Origin of the sequence: Peribacillus sp. FSL E2-0159 (assembly GCF_038643155.1) — a bacterium.
In the GTDB taxonomy this organism is placed as follows: Bacteria; Bacillota; Bacilli; order Bacillales; family DSM-1321; genus Peribacillus; species Peribacillus simplex.
On sequence record NZ_CP152053.1, the window covers coordinates 3912375 to 3927612 of the forward strand.

A 15238-nucleotide genomic window follows, 5' to 3' on the forward strand; every position below is an offset into this window, starting at 1 on the left:
TTTCCAATGAAACTTAAGCTTCTAATTCCTGTTTCTTTAATTAAAACTATAGACGAAATCATGTAAAAAGTAAAAAAGGAGACAGTTTAAAATCCACTCTCCCCCTATCCTTATAAATAAAAAAGGAACCCCTGATCAGGTTCCTTTTTAAGATGCCGGCAGCCTCATTTGGTCTGAGTGAACATGCTTTGCATCATTTTATCCCTGAACATTGGCATATCCAAGGATTTAGTCACTAGAAATCTTCTCAGTATGCCGTTGGACAGCACAACATTTATCAGGCGGTACCGGTTTTGGTAACCTGCATAAACAACTAAACCAACCAAGAAGATTTGAATAATTAATCGAAGCATAACAATCCCTCCTATCAATAGTTTGATACAGGGCAGGATTTTTATGAGCTAAAAGTGATAAATAATTAACTTCTTCTTAATGGGCGTACGTGCGTATAACCCTGGATGGGGTAATGAGCTTGCCGACCGCTATATCATGTACCTCTATCGGGAGTTCATCCATTAATTGAAGCTCGTATGTAAGGGCCAATGTATATCCTCGGTAATAAGATAGGAAACGGTCATAATAGCCCCCTCCAAAGCCTAGGCGATACCCTTCCTTGGTAAAAGCAAGACCGGGTACGATCAATGCATCCAATTCCTCTTTGCGAGCCTTGGCTGCTTCAGCCACTGGTTCTAGCAATCCGTAATAAACAGACTCCAGCTGATTGAAGGACGAAATTTTTTTGAATTCCATTGTCTTTTTTTCAGGATCACATTTTGGTACAGCCACTTCTTTTCCTTCACTCCATGCTTGTTCGATGATTCGTACCGTTGGAACTTCAGGAGGAATGGAGATGGTGATGCCAATTGTTTCAGCTTTTTTCCATTCCTCAAGTGAAAATAAGTTTTCAGCGATTCTGTTCGATAGTTCTTCATGTTCTTTTTTAGTCAGCTCCATTAAACGGGACTTAACTTCTTGGCGGAGCTTATTCTTGTTTTCTCTCATCTTTTCCGACTCCTTTAGTCAACTTCTATCATTATCTCATAATATTTGTTCATTTACGAAAATACGGTGCGGAAATCGCTGAATTATTAGTGCATTCTGAAAATATTCACTAAAGGAAAGAGAGAACGAGGAATTAAAAAAAATGCATAAAAAAAACAACAGGAAAAATCCTGTTGCTTACTTTGTTTCACGGTGAGTCGTGCTGCGTTTTTCTCTTGAGCAGTATTTTTTAAGCTCAAGACGGTCTGGATTGTTACGTTTATTTTTTTTAGAAATATAGTTACGGTCTCCACATTCAGTGCAAGCTAATGTAATATTCACGCGCATTGTGTATTTCCCTCCAAACATATTGACTTTTTCACATAGGACTTTTCTATAATAGCATTATTCAATGCGAATTGCTAGTATGTTTTTTGGGAAATCCAACATTAACTTTTTTGAATTCTTAATTGTTCACGTTTTGCATCGTCAGAAGGAGCTGATTATTTATAACTTTCGCTTCTTCTTTCGTTTCAGCATGAATGACCCAAGCCACAGCTTCCACACATTCTTTCGGTAAAATTTCCGTCTCTAACGTAAACACGCTAGTAACTTCCCCTTTGGCCAGCGGTGAATAAGCCAGGAGCCCTTCTTTCAATGATTTGAAGCATCCCTCTTGATAAAGGCTTCCCTTTCCTTGAATGCAATATTGAGCGATGCTCTTTCCTTTCACCAATCCACCCAATAAGGCAATCGATTGAGGGGCTACATGTAAAATCGCCCGTTCATTCGGGCTGTAAAAAGCGACCGCTTGCCTTTCGAAAGCGTTTTCATAGTGAAAAAACACTTTAGGGCGCTTAGTCTCGAATGAGGTATTCCTAATCGTGAACTTCGAAAAGGTCACCTGTCCTTGGGTATATGTTTGTGAAAGTGTCCGGATCTCTCCATTAGGATGACTCATCATATCTTCCTCAGGATACCAATCAAAACTCTCATCCATCCATAACCCAGCCTTTAATCCTTTACGAAATATATCCTGGTTATCCTGCGGCATATACGCGAATAGCGAATTCATAATAATCATCCCTTCCCCTTCTTTATCCTTATATAACTTATCGTTAGGCGCTGACAGTGAAACTATCCACTTTAGAATCTGCACACCATTTTCTTATAGGTTCATCAATTTTTAACTATTCAAAATATTTCGTTTTTTCGATTTATTCTATCTTTATGTTAGCACTGAATTGGCCGATGGACAATAAACACTTTTTGTCGAATTTTATGTATGTTATCTCCCAAAGGTTTTTTTCCCATTTTAATACCTAATTTTTTTTCTTCAACGACGGTCATAAGGCTTTTCGACAATATTTTTAAAAAAACAGACAACAAATGAAATATACGGCCCACTTTGAATATGAAAATCTCCATTTTTTTAAAAATATGTGTAAAATATAAATATATTGTCGAAATTTATCTTTTGAGGTGAAAACATGGAAACACTTATCATCCTCCTTTTTTCATTAGCGATCGTCCTTCTCATCATTTCCTTTTTCGGTAAAGATAAAGTTACCAAATTAGAAGAAGATTTAGAACAGATGACACTAACGTATATGCAGGATATCTACCAATTAAAGAAGAAGGTGAAAATTCTTGAAGAGGAATTCGTTATCCAGGACGACCCTGTTCCCCCTGTAAAGAATAAATCAACTGTCAATTCCAATGATATCGAACCTATTCATGAAATTCTAAAAAGCCAGGTTCTATCTTTATATAGTCAAGGTCTTTCTTTAGACCAGATCGCTAGACAATCCTCATTAACGAAGGAACAAACCATTTCAGTGATCGAGCAGCAAAGATTGCGGGGTGAATGAGAATGAACAAAGCAAGACTGCAAGGTCTTTCCGCCGGTATCATTTTTACAACAACAATCTTTGCAGGCTTTTATTATGGCAGCGGATTATTCGAAGGCACCACTCCTACTACAGAGGAAGCTAAGGAATTGCTCGTGAAGCAGGGATTCGTCGTTACTCTTCCTATGAAGGAAGCTAAAAAGACCGTCCAACCTGAGGATCCGGATAAAGATTTAATGGAGGAAGAGGCTTCAAAAAAAGATCCCTCTATTCTCTCCTATACAATTAAAGTGAAAGCTAATATGACCACAACCGAAATTGTCGATAGCCTTTCCAAGGAAAAAATCATCGATGATTCTGCTGAATTTGAAGCTTACATGAATGACCATGATTTCTCAAAAAAAATACAAATCGGCGAGTTTGTTGTTACTAATAATATGACATATAGACAATTGGCCAATACTTTGACCCATTAATGAAAAGAGAGACTTTTTCTCGGACATGGTCCATTTAAAAGCCTCTCTTTTTTCAGGATGGGTTCATTCATTCCTGCCAATATATCTCCCTCTTACTAGAAAATAAATGTTTTCAGCTATATTCGTTGTATGGTCAGCCGTTCTTTCTAAATAACGGGCAATTAAAGAAAGTTGTGTGATCTGCTGAAGGTTTTTTTCATCTGAAAGTCGAAGGAGACTTCGAATCATCTCTCCATAAAAGCGATCGACCTCATCATCCATTTCAATGATTTCTCTTGAAAGAACAACATCTTCCTTCTCGAATGCATCTATCGAAAGTTCAATCATCTTTAATGTAATATCATGCATCTGCTTTAATGGCGTTAAAGGCAGAATAAATGGCTGGTCACCGATTCGGATGGCTGATTTAGCGATATTGACGCCAAAATCCGCCATCCTTTCAATATCTGAAGCTATTTTTATGGCAGCAATGATACGCCTTAAATCAATCGCAACCGGCTGTTGCTTAGCAATCAGTAAAATTGCAAAGTCATTAATTTCCTCTTCTAGTAAATCAGCTATTGTATCATCATCAATAACTTCAAGAGCCTCTTCAACATTCTTGTTTTCCAGTGCGGTAAATGATTTTGATATCGCACCTGAAGCTAAATTAGCCAACTTCACTATTTTCTCTTGCAATTCTTTTAATTGAAGCTCAAAATTTTCACGAACAACCATTGTCGCATCTCCTTTTCATTAGCCAAAACGTCCGGTAATATAATCTTCTGTTCTCTTATCATTCGGGTTCGAAAAGATGGTGTTAGTGTCGGAATATTCGATGACTTCCCCATTTAAGAAGAAGGCCGTTTTATCAGAGATACGTGCAGCCTGCTGCATGTTATGGGTAACGATGATGATGCTGAAATCCTTTTTCAGTTCTTGGACCAGTTCTTCTATTTTCAAAGTGGATATCGGATCAAGGGCAGAAGTCGGTTCATCCATTAAAATGACATCTGGTTCGATTGCCAAACATCTGGCAATACAAAGGCGCTGTTGCTGTCCACCTGAAAGTCCATATGCATTTTCATGAAGACGGTCTTTCACTTCATCCCAAATGGCTGCCCCTTTTAAACTCTTTTCAACGATCTCATCAAGAATTTTTTTATTTTTAATTCCATGGATCTTTGGTCCGTATACAACATTTTCATAAATTGATTTAGGAAAAGGATTAGGCTTTTGGAAGACCATCCCCACCTGTGTCCTTAAATCTTCCACCTTATAGGACTGATCGAGGATATTCCTGTTCCTATATTTGATCTGGCCTGTCGTTTTAACATCCGGGACTAGTTCTATCATTCGGTTCAATGTTTTGATGTAGGTGGATTTCCCACATCCTGAAGGCCCTATGATGGCCGTCACTTCATTTTGATGCATATCCAGATTAATATTTTTCAAAGCATGGTTTTCTCCATACCATAAATTGAGATTGGATGTTTCATACACCTTTTCCGTCAAGGCTGCTGATCCGACATGATCGATCCCGATTGCCGGTGACTCTTGTTCTCTCGTTAAGGTCATATTCATGCTTCCTTCCTCCTATCAGTATCTTTTCTGGAATTTATTTCGAATTATAACCGCTATTGAATTCATGAAGATTAACAGGAAGAGTAAAACGATGATTCCCGCGGCAGCCACCTGCTGGAATTCCTCCTGCGGACGAGATGTCCAGTTATAGATTTGCATTGGCAGTACTGTAAATGTATCCATGACCGTTTGAGGTAAAAAGGCGATGAACATTGGTATGCCAACAACCACTAATGGCGCCGTTTCACCGATTGCCCGTGACAAAGCAAGTATGCCCCCAGTTAAAATTCCAGGTATCGCAGCAGGTAGAACCACTTTCAAAATCGTTTGCCACTTTGTAGCACCCATTCCAAATGAAGCTTCCCTTAAATCACGAGGAACTGCACGTATGGCCTCTTGGGCAGCAACTATGATGACCGGGAGAACCAGTAGGCTCATGGTCAAGCCTGCTGCCAATATGGACCGGTCCAAGGCTAGAGCACGAACGAAAACCGTTAAGCCCAGCAGTCCAAATACTATTGACGGGACACCAGCCAAATTGGAAATATTCACTTTGATAAAAGTGGTGATCCAATTCTTCCTGGCATATTCCTCTAAATAAATGGCCGTTCCAACACCTAGCAGCAGGGAAACTGGAGCCACCACTACCATCAACCATATTGAACCGATCAGCGCTGCCTTTATACCAGCTTCTTCAGGTTTCCTGGAAGCGAAATTCTGAAGGAAATCCCCATTCAGACTACCAATTCCTTGAGTGAATATCCGATAAAATAAGATGGCCAATACAATGAGGCCAACCAATGTTGCCAAGAAGAATAATCCTTTACAAATCGTGTTAACAGCCAGCCTAACGGGCATTTTTTTTGCAACATGACTTTTGTTAATCAGTTTCATGTCTTAATATTCCTCCCTGAACCTGCGAGAGATGAACTGCGCCAGTAAATTCATGATAAGCGTAAAGACGAACAGTGTCATTCCAACCGCATATATGCTGTAGTAAATCGTTGTCCCGTACCCTGCATCCCCCGAACTGACCTGAACGATATAAGCGGTCATCGTTTGAATCGATGATGTTACATCCATGTTCATATTTGGTGTCGAGCCACCGGCAACACTCACAATCATGGTTTCCCCGATCGCTCTGGATAAAGCAAGAACGATGGATGCCACAATACCTGAAATGGCTGCTGGCAATACCACTTTAATTGTCGTTTCGAGTTTCGTTGCTCCTAAAGCATACGCACCTTCGCGAATCGACTTCGGTACCGATACAAGGGCATCTTCCGACAAAGAGGCTATCATCGGCATGATCATGATACCTACAACGATCCCAGGACTTAAGGCATTGAACATGTCAAGGAAAGGAAATAAATCCCGCAAAACCGGTGTTACAAAAGTTAAGGCAAAGAAGCCGTAAACGATAGTAGGAATCCCAGCTAAAACTTCTAAAATCGGCTTGATGATTCTCCGTGTTTTCTCAGATGCATATTCACTCAAGAAAATGGCTGTTGCAAGCCCGACTGGAACTGCAACCACCGCTGCTATGACTGTTATCTTCAACGTTCCAACAATAAGGGGCATAATCCCAAAGGAAGGTGTAGATGCAAATGGCAGCCATTTAGCTTCTGTAAAAAACTCGACGATAGATACTCTGTCAAAAAAGATAAATGTTTCAAATATAAGCGTCAGGATGATCCCGATTGTAGTGAAAACGGAAATTGCCGCCGTAAGGAACAAAAGCTTAGGTATGACTTTTTCCATATTCATTTTTTTCTTACTTTTCTTTTCCAGGATCATTTGCTGTACAGAATAGGTTTCTGTTTTTCTAAGTTCCAACTTGCATCCTCCATTTCAGACACGCAATATTTGGATTTACAAGCTGTTACCCCCGCCTTAATCGAGTCAAGGCGGGATATCAGTAGCCTGTAATATCGTTTATTTTTCCAGTTCTTTTAATTTATCAAGATCTTTCTTGTACTCTTCTTCCGGCAGGCTGATATAACCCACTTCTTCAGCAAGCTCTCCTGCATTTTCAATGACGAATTGAGTATAATCTGCAACTTGTTCTTTTTCAGCTACCGACTTATTAGCTACATATGTGTAAAGTGGACGTGACAATGGTGCATACTCCCCACTCTTAATCGTTTCATGCGTTGGCTCTACTGCACCTTTTCCGTTGTCGATGGAAATGATCTTTAACTTATCTTTATTTTCAGAGTAGTAGGCATAACCGAAGAATCCAATCGCATTCTTATCACCTTCTACACCTTGTACAAGAACGTTATCATCTTCTGAAAGCGTAGCATTTTCCACCATTGGTTTTTCTTCAAGGATCACTTCATTGAAATAATCATATGTGCCTGAATCTGTTCCCGGAGAGTAGAATTTAATTTCTTCCTTCGGCCATTCAGGACGTATATCAGACCATTTCTTCACCTTTCCATTATCAACCCAAAGTTTTTGAAGCTCTTCGACTGTTAGTGAATCGATGAATTCATTATCTTTATTGGCGACGATTGAAATACCGTCAAATGCCAGTTTCAATTCTGTATATTTAACTCCATTTTCATCAAGTAAGGCACTTTCTTCTTCTTTGACCGGGCGGGATGCATTGGCTAGGTCCGTATCACCAGCGATGAATTTCTTGAATCCCCCACCTGTTCCTGACGATCCCACTGAAACCTTCACATCAGGCTGTGTAGCCATATATTCTTCGGCAACTGCCTCCATGATCGGAAAGACCGTTGAAGAACCATCCGTAATAACTTCGCCCTGCAGTTGATCTGAAGCCGCTTCATTTCCTTTACCGCTGTTTGAAGTATCATTAGATCCACATCCAGCTGCCACTGCGATTACTCCACCCATTACTGCGGTCATAGCCATAAATTTGAAACGTCTCATTTGTAAATCCCCCTAAGAATTTTATATGAATATTTTGTCCTACTCTCACATCATACGTTCAGACTGTAAATTCCGTTTAAAGCGTTTGTAAATATTCAGTAAACAATTGTGTGTTAATTGTAAAGACGAAAGAACTGTACTGATCCAGTCCTATAAAATGCAAAAAAAACACGCTTTCGGTTTTACCCAAAAACGTGTTTTAACCTTTTATTCATTTTCTTGACTTTCCCTAACTTCAGCCTGGTCCTTTTGAACGTCTTTACCATTCTCCACTTTCAAATCAGTCGAGGTTTCGGTATTTTCCTTCTTAGCCCGTTCTTTTTTCAGTTCGAAATAAGTATCCATAATTTCTTCACCTATCTCTTTACTCATGCTGTGGCCCGAATGTCCTTGATAAGCCCACGGGACAACAACAGCAAAAGCAACTTCCGGATTTTTAGCAGGGGCATAGCCGACCAACGTGATATTCATCGTATCTTGAGGTTCGCTATAATCCGCTCGGTTCGGACCATCATAGAACGCTTGCGCCGTTCCGGTTTTAGCCGCTACCGTATATGACTTATTCCCAAAGTAAGTATAAGCTGTTCCGCCTTGTTCCATCGAAACTTTCTCGAAACCGCTCTGCACACGTTCTATCCATTCTTCCTTCATCTCAAGACGATTAAGGACAGTTGGTGAAACGTCTTCCGCAACAGGACCCAATTCCTCATTATTATCAACAGGATCACGGATTTCCTTAACCATATGCGGCTTCATGCGGTTACCGCCATTTGCAATGGCTGAAACATACTGCACAAGCTGCATCGGTGTGTACGTATCGTACTGTCCGATAGCGAGGTCAAGCAGCTTACCTGGTGACGTTTCCGAACCTTTGAATCCACTCATTTCATTCGGGAGGTCGATCCCCGTTCGGACACCCAAGCCAAACTGGGCAAATGAATTACGCATGGTTGAAAAGGCGCTTGAACTTATATTTAATGGTTCGTTCGGAACATATTTTGCACCTGCAATATTAATTGCCGTTCTGAACATATAAACGTTCGAGGATACTTTCAATGCGGTCAAATCATTAATGTTCCCGAAGTTACTATATGAGCCTTTTTCCTTTGTACCCTTAATCTTCAGCTTCGTATCATAAAAGTATGTACCTGGCTGAATGGCTCCTTGCTGATAACCAGTCAAAACAGTTGCGCCTTTTACTGAGGAGCCCATTGTATAGGAAGTCGTGATATTTCCTAATGCGAAGTCCTCAATCGAGGATTTCCCCGTTTTTGGGTCCTTCTCATATTTCTTCCCAGCCATCGTTAATACTTCCCCTGTATCGGGATCCATCATGACGACAAAGGCCCTGTCCAAGAATTTGGTGTTACCCATTTTTTTCTTGGCAATCAATTGCTTTTCAATGATTTCCTCTGTTGCAAGCTGTAAATCCATATCAACTGTCAATATAAGATCTTTTCCTCGCGAACCTTCAGTAATCACTTCGGAATCGACAACATTTCCTGATTTATCGGTCACATTCCTTACTTTCGCTTTCTGCCCTTGGAGGATATCCTCATATTGCGCCTCAATATAACTCTTACCTACACGGTCATTCCGGCTGTAATCACGTGCAAGGTAGTAGTTCAGGCTTTCACTAGGCAACCCCTCTTCAGATGAAGAAACTTTACCCAATACAGATTTAAGTGTTTTATTATATGTATAAAAACGATCCCAATCTGTAGATATATCGACCCCAGGGAGAGAATCAAGGTTTTCACTCACCTTGGCGAATTCTTCTTTTGTTACTTTCTTGTTTTTTACAATTTGCGGGGTAAGGGCATATCCGCTTGCAAATTCCCTATAGATGGCAAGGACTTCCAGATCTTTTTCCGAAAGCTTCATTTCATCTAAAGTAATCCGATCAAGCTGAAGCTTATACAAATCACTTTCTTCCATCTCGCCCTCTTCCACTTTTTTCCGCTCTTTATCCGTGATCTTTTTCTCGGCCAACTTTGGATTATTTAAAATCCAAAAATCCTTTTTATCTCGCTCAGTCACTTTTTTTGTGTCCTTTTCAATCAACTTCGCGAGTTTCTCAGCCGTTTCCACCATTTCCGTTTGTTTCGTACCTTGCTTTCGTGTATATGTAATTGCATCCAGTGGTTGGTTATCGACCATCAGTTTTAAATTACGGTCATACATTTTCCCACGGGGCACCGAATTATTCACGGTCACTTCCTCTGTTCTTTCAATCTCACGCCGGTAATCATCACCATAAACAATCTGTACAACACCCAAGCGTAAAATTAAAGCGGAAAACAAAACAAACACTAAAAAGAAAAGAATATTCAATCTGAAAGGCACATGCGTCTTTTTCTTTTTCTTTTTATTCACACTAAGCCACACATCCTTTTTACATAGTCATAATAGTCCTATACTATTCTATAGAACATTTATATTTTTTTCTACCTTAGTGTTCTAGAAATATTAAACATCTAACGAACTTTACATAAAAAGTGACTTACGGCTCATAAATCCTAAAACCATAAGTCATGTATATTGAAAAGAGGCCGCTAAGGCCTCTTTTTCAATCTTGGTCAATGATATCGATTTTCCGTACAAACCAATATATCACGGTATGCCCTGCACCGACGATTAACAGATAAATCGGCAGTAATTGCTTTAGGTCGAAAAACATGACGGAAAGTATGAATCCTGATATGGATACAATCCTTCCAATATGAACGAACAGTTCCCGGACAACGATATATTCAATCCTCATTTCCGCTGCTTTCCAAGCGCGGCCTATAATGTCATAAGTCAATGATATATAAGGTACCAAAAGAATAGGATAAGCGGTAGCGACAATTGCCCCATAAATGAGAAGCTTCCCGAATGTGATATCAAATGCAATCAATAAGACCCCTGCATACAACAGGATTCCTCCAATAAGAATCGCTTTTTTTCGCATCGGCTGTTTTATATATCGTGAAGCAAAAAAATACGCAACGAATGATATAGCCGAATTTAACAGACCATAGCTCCCTAAGGCAAGTTCACTATCCGTCTGAATGAAAACAGTAATCGAAATGATGAACATGAATGTACCTTCTCGTATCCCTTGAAAAAAGTGAGCACGAGTGATCAAAAGCCAATTCCGATTGTTTTTCCTTTCCTGCAATATCCTAAGGAAACAGTATCTGCCATGCGCTGGACGTCTTTTTAACGAAAAGCTAAGAAACACCGCAACGGAAAACAATAGTAAAGACAATCCGAATACAATAGAATATCCCGTGAATTTTTCAAGCCTCGAAATGATGAACCCTGAAAGAATCGGACCGACCATTCCCCCAAGTGATGATAAAATCCCTAAAAAACCATTGAAGAAATCCCTTGTTTCCGGTTCAGTTATCTCAAAAGTCAATACATTATAGGCAAGCCAATAAAACCCATAACCGATTCCTAATAGTCCTCCAAGCAACCAAAGGAAATCTGTTGCCCGTGTGCCGACCAATAGGACTGATAAATAAAATAGGGCCAAAAAGATAACACCTAGACGCAAAACAATAATTCGATCAACCTTTTTCGCCAGCCTGCCAGCAAAGACAAAAGTAAGCGGTTGAAAAAGCACCACGGTTAGATTATATACGGCAATATCAACAATTTGACCGGATTGTTTCCACAAGTACACATTAACGAATGTATTGGATAAAGCAATACTTAGGCTGTACAGCCCGCCAATAAACAAAAGGAGGTGCAGATCCTTCTTCCCTCCCGCTTCACCCAACCATCTCTCTAAAATACCCATTGTTTTAACTCTCCTTTAAATTCCACTCTAGTGTTTGAAAAAACAAAAGAATTTATGTAAAAAAAGGTAAAGAAAACTCTTCGATTGGCGAAGACAGAGAAGTAGTTGCCCTTATACTGGTTTCCTTAAAAGCTCTTCCTTTTATATCAAGAACAGTATAAAGAAAACTCTTCGATTGGCGAGACAGGATGGCGAAGACAGAGAAGTAGTTGCCCTTATACTGGTTTCCTTAAAAGCTCTTCCTTTTATACAAAACAGTATAAAGAAAACTCTTCGATTGGCGAGACAGAGAAGTAGTTGCCCTTATACTGGTTTCCTTAAAACCTCTTCCTTTTATATCAAGAACAGTATACAGAAAACTCTTCGATTGGAGAGACAGGATGGCGAAGACAGAGAAGTAGTTGCCCTTATACTGGTTTCCTTTAAGCTCTTCCTTTTATATTAAGAACAGTATAAAGAAAACTCTTCGATTGGAGAGACAGGATGGCGAAGACAGAGAAGTAGTTGCCCTTATACTGGTTTCCTTTAAGCTCTTCCTTTTATATTAAGAACAGTATAAAGAAAACTCTTCGATTGGCGAGACAGGATGGCGAAGACAGAGAAGTAGTTCCACTTACACTGGTTTCATAAAAGCCATATAAAAGAAACAAAAAAAGACGGGCTCCCCTGAAAAGGGGATTCCCGTCTTTTGTTAACTAATTACAAATTATTTTGCAGCGCTGTAACGTTTTGCAACTTCATCCCAGTTTACAACATTCCAGAAAGAATTGATGTATTCAGGACGGCGGTTTTGGTAGTTTAGGTAGTAAGCATGTTCCCAAACGTCCAATCCAAGAAGCGGTGTTTTACCTTCTGATAATGGATTGTCTTGGTTCGGTGTACTTGTTACTTCCAACTCGCCATTGTTGACTGCAAGCCAAGCCCAGCCAGATCCAAAACGAGTAGTAGCCGCTTTAGCGAACTCTTCTTTAAAGCTGTCAAAGCTTCCGAATTTTGAAGTGATAGCATCCGCTAATTCACCAGTTGGTTGTCCGCCGCCGTTAGGTGAAAGGATTTCCCAGAATAAAGTGTGGTTAGCATGTCCGCCACCATTGTTGCGTACAGCTGTACGAACAGCTTCAGGTACTGCGTCAAGGTTAGCGACGATTTCTTCAACGCTTTTGCTTAGAAGTTCTTGGTTGCCTTCTAGCGCATTGTTCAGGTTTGTCACATATGTGTTGTGATGTTTAGTGTGGTGAATGTTCATTGTTTCTTTGTCGATGTGTGGTTCTAATGCATCATATGCATACGGTAATTGTGGAAGTTCAAAAGCCATAATAAAATTCCTCCCTATGTAAGCTGTTTTTTTGAGGGCTTCAGTTCTCGAAAGATACCTAAAGCTCGCTAGCAATAGAGTATCAAATTTTTGTAACCGTTTCAAACCTTATGCCTCAATTTTTCATTTTTCGATTATATTTCCTATGAGAATACCACGAATATAAAATATGCAATCATCAGAAGTTGAATGATGCCTTTTGTAATTACGCTGCTTATAAAGCCTACAACGGAACCAAGGCCGATTTTGGAAGCAGTGACCGGGTCTTTTTTATGTACTAGGATCTCTGCCAGGAATGCCCCGATGAATGGACCTATTAGTATTCCGACGAACGGAATCACGAATGGCCCGACCAGAAGCCCAATCGTACTTCCCCAAATTCCCGCTTTCGTGCCGCCATATTTTTTGACCCCGACCATGTTCGCAATGTAATCAGCTGCGAATAAAAGGATGACGAATAAAATTTGGACCGTCCAGAAAAACCAACCAAATGGTTCAAATGAATAAAATAGTCCATATAACAATATTCCGCCGAAAATGAATAAAACACTTGGGATGATCGGAAAAATCAGACCGACAAAGCCCATTATGAACATGAGGATAATTATTATCCAAAATAGTGTATCCATAACTAAAACGCCCCTTTCTCATTTCATTTATAATTTGCCTTTATCTCTCCATAATTGCCTCTTTACTTATGGTTGAAACCAATGAAGCAGAATACAGGTTGTTTTATTTTTCCCATATAGTTAAAATTGGTTAGGAATCTTATATAGTTAGGTGCTGAAAACATTGAACATATTCAAACAACTGTGGGTAAGCTTATATTCTCCTAAAGATATCGCTTCCTTTCAAAACCAAGGTATCGGGAAAACGATTTTATTCGTATTCTTTATAAGTCTCATCGCCTTTCTCCCTTCAGCTTTTTATTTCGGTACAATGATAGTTGACGGGATAGATACCATGCATGAAACAGTATCTGAGGACTTACCGGCATTTGAAATCAAAAATGGCACGTTGACGACTGAAAAAGATGAGCCATTTAGCCTGAATAAAAACGGATATCAAATTTTTGTAGATGGTACGGGGACCTTGACCCCGGAAGAAGTAGCTGCAAAAGCTGATGAGGCTGTCGCGCTTTTAAAGTCTGATCTGGTTTTCGTATCTGGAGGCAACGTACAATCCTCTCCATATTCCGTTCTGGAGGGAGATAATCAGGAAATATCCACTTGGCTTGATTCAGTTGAATCTGTGCTGCCGATCATCCTTCCATTGCTTCTACTTATATTATACCTGTTTACCGCTAGCGGTATCTTCATTAAAGTGACAATCCTTGCCGCTTTCGGCCTTCTTTTCAAAAATGCTCTCGGCCGTTCTCTTTCCTATAGGCATCTTTGGAGAATTGCTGCTTACAGCATTACGCTTGCCACCATATTCTTCGCCATCATGGATGCTTTTCAAGCTATTGTACCATTCGCTTCAATCATTAGCTGGTTTGTGACATTGATGATGTTATATTTATCCATTAAAGAAACATCTGCCGATAAAATCGGAAATTGACCCTAAAATGCAAAAAAGATCCGGACTCACCTGGGCCGGATCTTTTTGCTTGCTTAAAATCGGGTAATCCATCCTTTTTCCTGCATATGACTATAGTCATCATTTTTTATATCTACTTAATTCGACAAAATACTCACCAAGTTATTCCTATAATTATGGTTGAAATAGTATTTAAGAGGTGATTGACGTGAAGGAGAATAATATTGATATACAGTGGTTGTTGCTCATAATGGAGGCAAGAGAGATTGGTCTGACTCCAAAGGAAATTCGCTCCTTTCTTAGCATCCATTCAAATGATAAGGAAGTTACTCAACTGAAATAGAAAATTTGAATGGTCACTTTTACATCCCATTTGAAAAATCGCCCATTTTTAGGCATATTTTCAGCCCCCTCCAAGTATAGATGAATTAAAGACAAGCTTGGGAGGATGGAAAATTGAAACGGCTACTGCTTTTTATCTCATTCTGTTTCACTTTATTTATTATTTATTTCGATCTGACTACGGGTACCCTGCCGGCTTCCCATCCACCTGCCTCTTCAGGCGAACCGGCCATGCCGGCCAGCCAGCCTGCATCCGCACCATCTGCTGCTTATAAAGAAATCACCATGAAACCCGGGGATACCTTACTCTCCATTGTTGAAACGGAAAAAGGCGCATCCAATCAGCCAATCGAAACGATCATCTCTGACTTTCAAAGTTTGAATGAAGGATTGAATCCCGAAAATATGCAGATTGGCAAATCATATAAGATTCCCGTTTATAAATGACTGTCAAATGGAGTTCTGCGCCTTCACAAGAACC

Annotated in this window: 18 protein-coding genes; 5 read left to right on the plus strand and 13 right to left on the minus strand. The window is 39.8% G+C overall.

Features of this window, described 5'->3' with window-relative positions; genetic code table 11:
- Positions 1-164: 164 nt before the first annotated feature.
- From NYE63_RS19065 to NYE63_RS19080, 4 genes are all read right to left on the minus strand, one after another.
- Positions 165-353 (minus strand): hypothetical protein, encoded by a 189-nt coding sequence (locus tag NYE63_RS19065; RefSeq protein ID WP_230303033.1) that lies wholly within the window; start codon positions 351-353, stop codon positions 165-167.
- A gap of 76 nt (positions 354-429) precedes the next feature.
- Positions 430-1002, minus strand: coding sequence for a 5-formyltetrahydrofolate cyclo-ligase (locus NYE63_RS19070; protein ID WP_342602295.1), 573 nt, complete (start codon positions 1000-1002; stop codon positions 430-432).
- A 177-nt stretch (positions 1003-1179) separates the two neighbouring features.
- Positions 1180-1329, minus strand: coding sequence for a 50S ribosomal protein L33 (rpmG, locus tag NYE63_RS19075; protein WP_028391797.1), 150 nt, complete (start codon positions 1327-1329; stop codon positions 1180-1182).
- 118 nt (positions 1330-1447) lie between these two features.
- Positions 1448-2065: a hypothetical protein gene (locus NYE63_RS19080; RefSeq protein ID WP_148358701.1), complete on the minus strand. Its 618-nt coding sequence runs from the start codon at positions 2063-2065 to the stop codon at positions 1448-1450.
- 406 nt (positions 2066-2471) lie between these two features.
- On the opposite strand from NYE63_RS19080, the gene NYE63_RS19085 reads away from it, so the two are divergent.
- The gene (locus NYE63_RS19085) at positions 2472-2852 is read left to right on the plus strand and encodes a hypothetical protein (protein ID WP_342602296.1); all 381 of its coding nucleotides are present in this window, start codon (positions 2472-2474) and stop codon (positions 2850-2852) included.
- A gap of 2 nt (positions 2853-2854) precedes the next feature.
- Positions 2855-3307, plus strand: coding sequence for a hypothetical protein (locus NYE63_RS19090; protein ID WP_342602297.1), 453 nt, complete (start codon positions 2855-2857; stop codon positions 3305-3307).
- Between the two features lie 63 nt (positions 3308-3370).
- Here the strand turns inward: NYE63_RS19090 and phoU are convergent, their stop codons facing one another.
- From phoU to NYE63_RS19135, 9 genes are all read right to left on the minus strand, one after another.
- Positions 3371-4024 (minus strand): phosphate signaling complex protein PhoU, encoded by a 654-nt coding sequence (gene phoU / locus NYE63_RS19095; RefSeq protein ID WP_098187187.1) that lies wholly within the window; start codon positions 4022-4024, stop codon positions 3371-3373.
- Between the two features lie 18 nt (positions 4025-4042).
- The gene (pstB, locus tag NYE63_RS19100; RefSeq protein WP_342602298.1) at positions 4043-4870 is read right to left on the minus strand and encodes a phosphate ABC transporter ATP-binding protein PstB; all 828 of its coding nucleotides are present in this window, start codon (positions 4868-4870) and stop codon (positions 4043-4045) included.
- A gap of 15 nt (positions 4871-4885) precedes the next feature.
- Positions 4886-5764 carry a phosphate ABC transporter permease PstA gene (gene pstA, locus NYE63_RS19105; protein WP_148358697.1) on the minus strand — a complete coding sequence of 293 codons (879 nt, stop codon included), beginning with the start codon at positions 5762-5764 and terminating at the stop codon, positions 4886-4888.
- Positions 5765-5767: 3 nt separating this feature from the next.
- On the minus strand, positions 5768-6667 hold the full coding sequence (pstC, locus tag NYE63_RS19110; RefSeq protein ID WP_342605827.1) for a phosphate ABC transporter permease subunit PstC: 900 nt from the start codon (positions 6665-6667) through the stop codon (positions 5768-5770).
- Positions 6668-6805: 138 nt separating this feature from the next.
- Positions 6806-7771 (minus strand): PstS family phosphate ABC transporter substrate-binding protein, encoded by a 966-nt coding sequence (locus NYE63_RS19115; protein ID WP_342602299.1) that lies wholly within the window; start codon positions 7769-7771, stop codon positions 6806-6808.
- Between the two features lie 207 nt (positions 7772-7978).
- Positions 7979-10147, minus strand: coding sequence for a penicillin-binding protein 2 (locus tag NYE63_RS19120; RefSeq protein ID WP_342602300.1), 2169 nt, complete (start codon positions 10145-10147; stop codon positions 7979-7981).
- A gap of 193 nt (positions 10148-10340) precedes the next feature.
- Positions 10341-11561, minus strand: coding sequence for an MFS transporter (locus tag NYE63_RS19125; RefSeq protein WP_342602301.1), 1221 nt, complete (start codon positions 11559-11561; stop codon positions 10341-10343).
- Between the two features lie 706 nt (positions 11562-12267).
- A complete protein-coding gene (gene sodA / locus NYE63_RS19130) occupies positions 12268-12876 on the minus strand; it encodes a superoxide dismutase SodA (RefSeq protein WP_034308436.1) in 609 nt (202 codons plus the stop codon).
- Between the two features lie 143 nt (positions 12877-13019).
- On the minus strand, positions 13020-13505 hold the full coding sequence (locus NYE63_RS19135) for a DUF456 domain-containing protein (protein ID WP_342602302.1): 486 nt from the start codon (positions 13503-13505) through the stop codon (positions 13020-13022).
- A 163-nt stretch (positions 13506-13668) separates the two neighbouring features.
- Between NYE63_RS19135 and NYE63_RS19140 the strand changes: the two genes are divergently transcribed.
- The 3 genes from NYE63_RS19140 (at position 13669) to NYE63_RS19150 (ending at position 15204) form a co-directional block, all read left to right on the plus strand.
- Positions 13669-14436 (plus strand): DUF1189 domain-containing protein, encoded by a 768-nt coding sequence (locus tag NYE63_RS19140; protein ID WP_342602303.1) that lies wholly within the window; start codon positions 13669-13671, stop codon positions 14434-14436.
- A 187-nt stretch (positions 14437-14623) separates the two neighbouring features.
- On the plus strand, positions 14624-14758 hold the full coding sequence (locus NYE63_RS19145) for an anti-repressor SinI family protein (protein WP_342602304.1): 135 nt from the start codon (positions 14624-14626) through the stop codon (positions 14756-14758).
- A 113-nt stretch (positions 14759-14871) separates the two neighbouring features.
- Positions 14872-15204: a hypothetical protein gene (locus tag NYE63_RS19150; RefSeq protein ID WP_342602305.1), complete on the plus strand. Its 333-nt coding sequence runs from the start codon at positions 14872-14874 to the stop codon at positions 15202-15204.
- The last annotated feature ends 34 nt before the right edge of the window (positions 15205-15238 follow it).

Bases quoted from the DNA above. Each gene is read 5' to 3' on its own strand.
- NYE63_RS19065 (WP_230303033.1), bottom strand. From the start codon at position 353: ATGCTTCGATTAATTATTCAAATCTTCTTGGTTGGTTTAGTTGTTTAT.
- NYE63_RS19070 (WP_342602295.1), bottom strand. From the start codon at position 1,002: ATGAGAGAAAACAAGAATAAGCTCCGCCAAGAAGTTAAGTCCCGTTTA.
- rpmG (WP_028391797.1), bottom strand. From the start codon at position 1,329: ATGCGCGTGAATATTACATTAGCTTGCACTGAATGTGGAGACCGTAAC.
- NYE63_RS19080 (WP_148358701.1), bottom strand. From the start codon at position 2,065: ATGATTATTATGAATTCGCTATTCGCGTATATGCCGCAGGATAACCAG.
- NYE63_RS19085 (WP_342602296.1), top strand. From the start codon at position 2,472: ATGGAAACACTTATCATCCTCCTTTTTTCATTAGCGATCGTCCTTCTC.
- NYE63_RS19090 (WP_342602297.1), top strand. From the start codon at position 2,855: ATGAACAAAGCAAGACTGCAAGGTCTTTCCGCCGGTATCATTTTTACA.
- phoU (WP_098187187.1), bottom strand. From the start codon at position 4,024: ATGGTTGTTCGTGAAAATTTTGAGCTTCAATTAAAAGAATTGCAAGAG.
- pstB (WP_342602298.1), bottom strand. From the start codon at position 4,870: ATGAATATGACCTTAACGAGAGAACAAGAGTCACCGGCAATCGGGATC.
- pstA (WP_148358697.1), bottom strand. From the start codon at position 5,764: ATGAAACTGATTAACAAAAGTCATGTTGCAAAAAAAATGCCCGTTAGG.
- pstC (WP_342605827.1), bottom strand. From the start codon at position 6,667: ATGATCCTGGAAAAGAAAAGTAAGAAAAAAATGAATATGGAAAAAGTC.
- NYE63_RS19115 (WP_342602299.1), bottom strand. From the start codon at position 7,771: ATGAGACGTTTCAAATTTATGGCTATGACCGCAGTAATGGGTGGAGTA.
- NYE63_RS19125 (WP_342602301.1), bottom strand. From the start codon at position 11,561: ATGGGTATTTTAGAGAGATGGTTGGGTGAAGCGGGAGGGAAGAAGGAT.
- sodA (WP_034308436.1), bottom strand. From the start codon at position 12,876: ATGGCTTTTGAACTTCCACAATTACCGTATGCATATGATGCATTAGAA.
- NYE63_RS19135 (WP_342602302.1), bottom strand. From the start codon at position 13,505: ATGGATACACTATTTTGGATAATAATTATCCTCATGTTCATAATGGGC.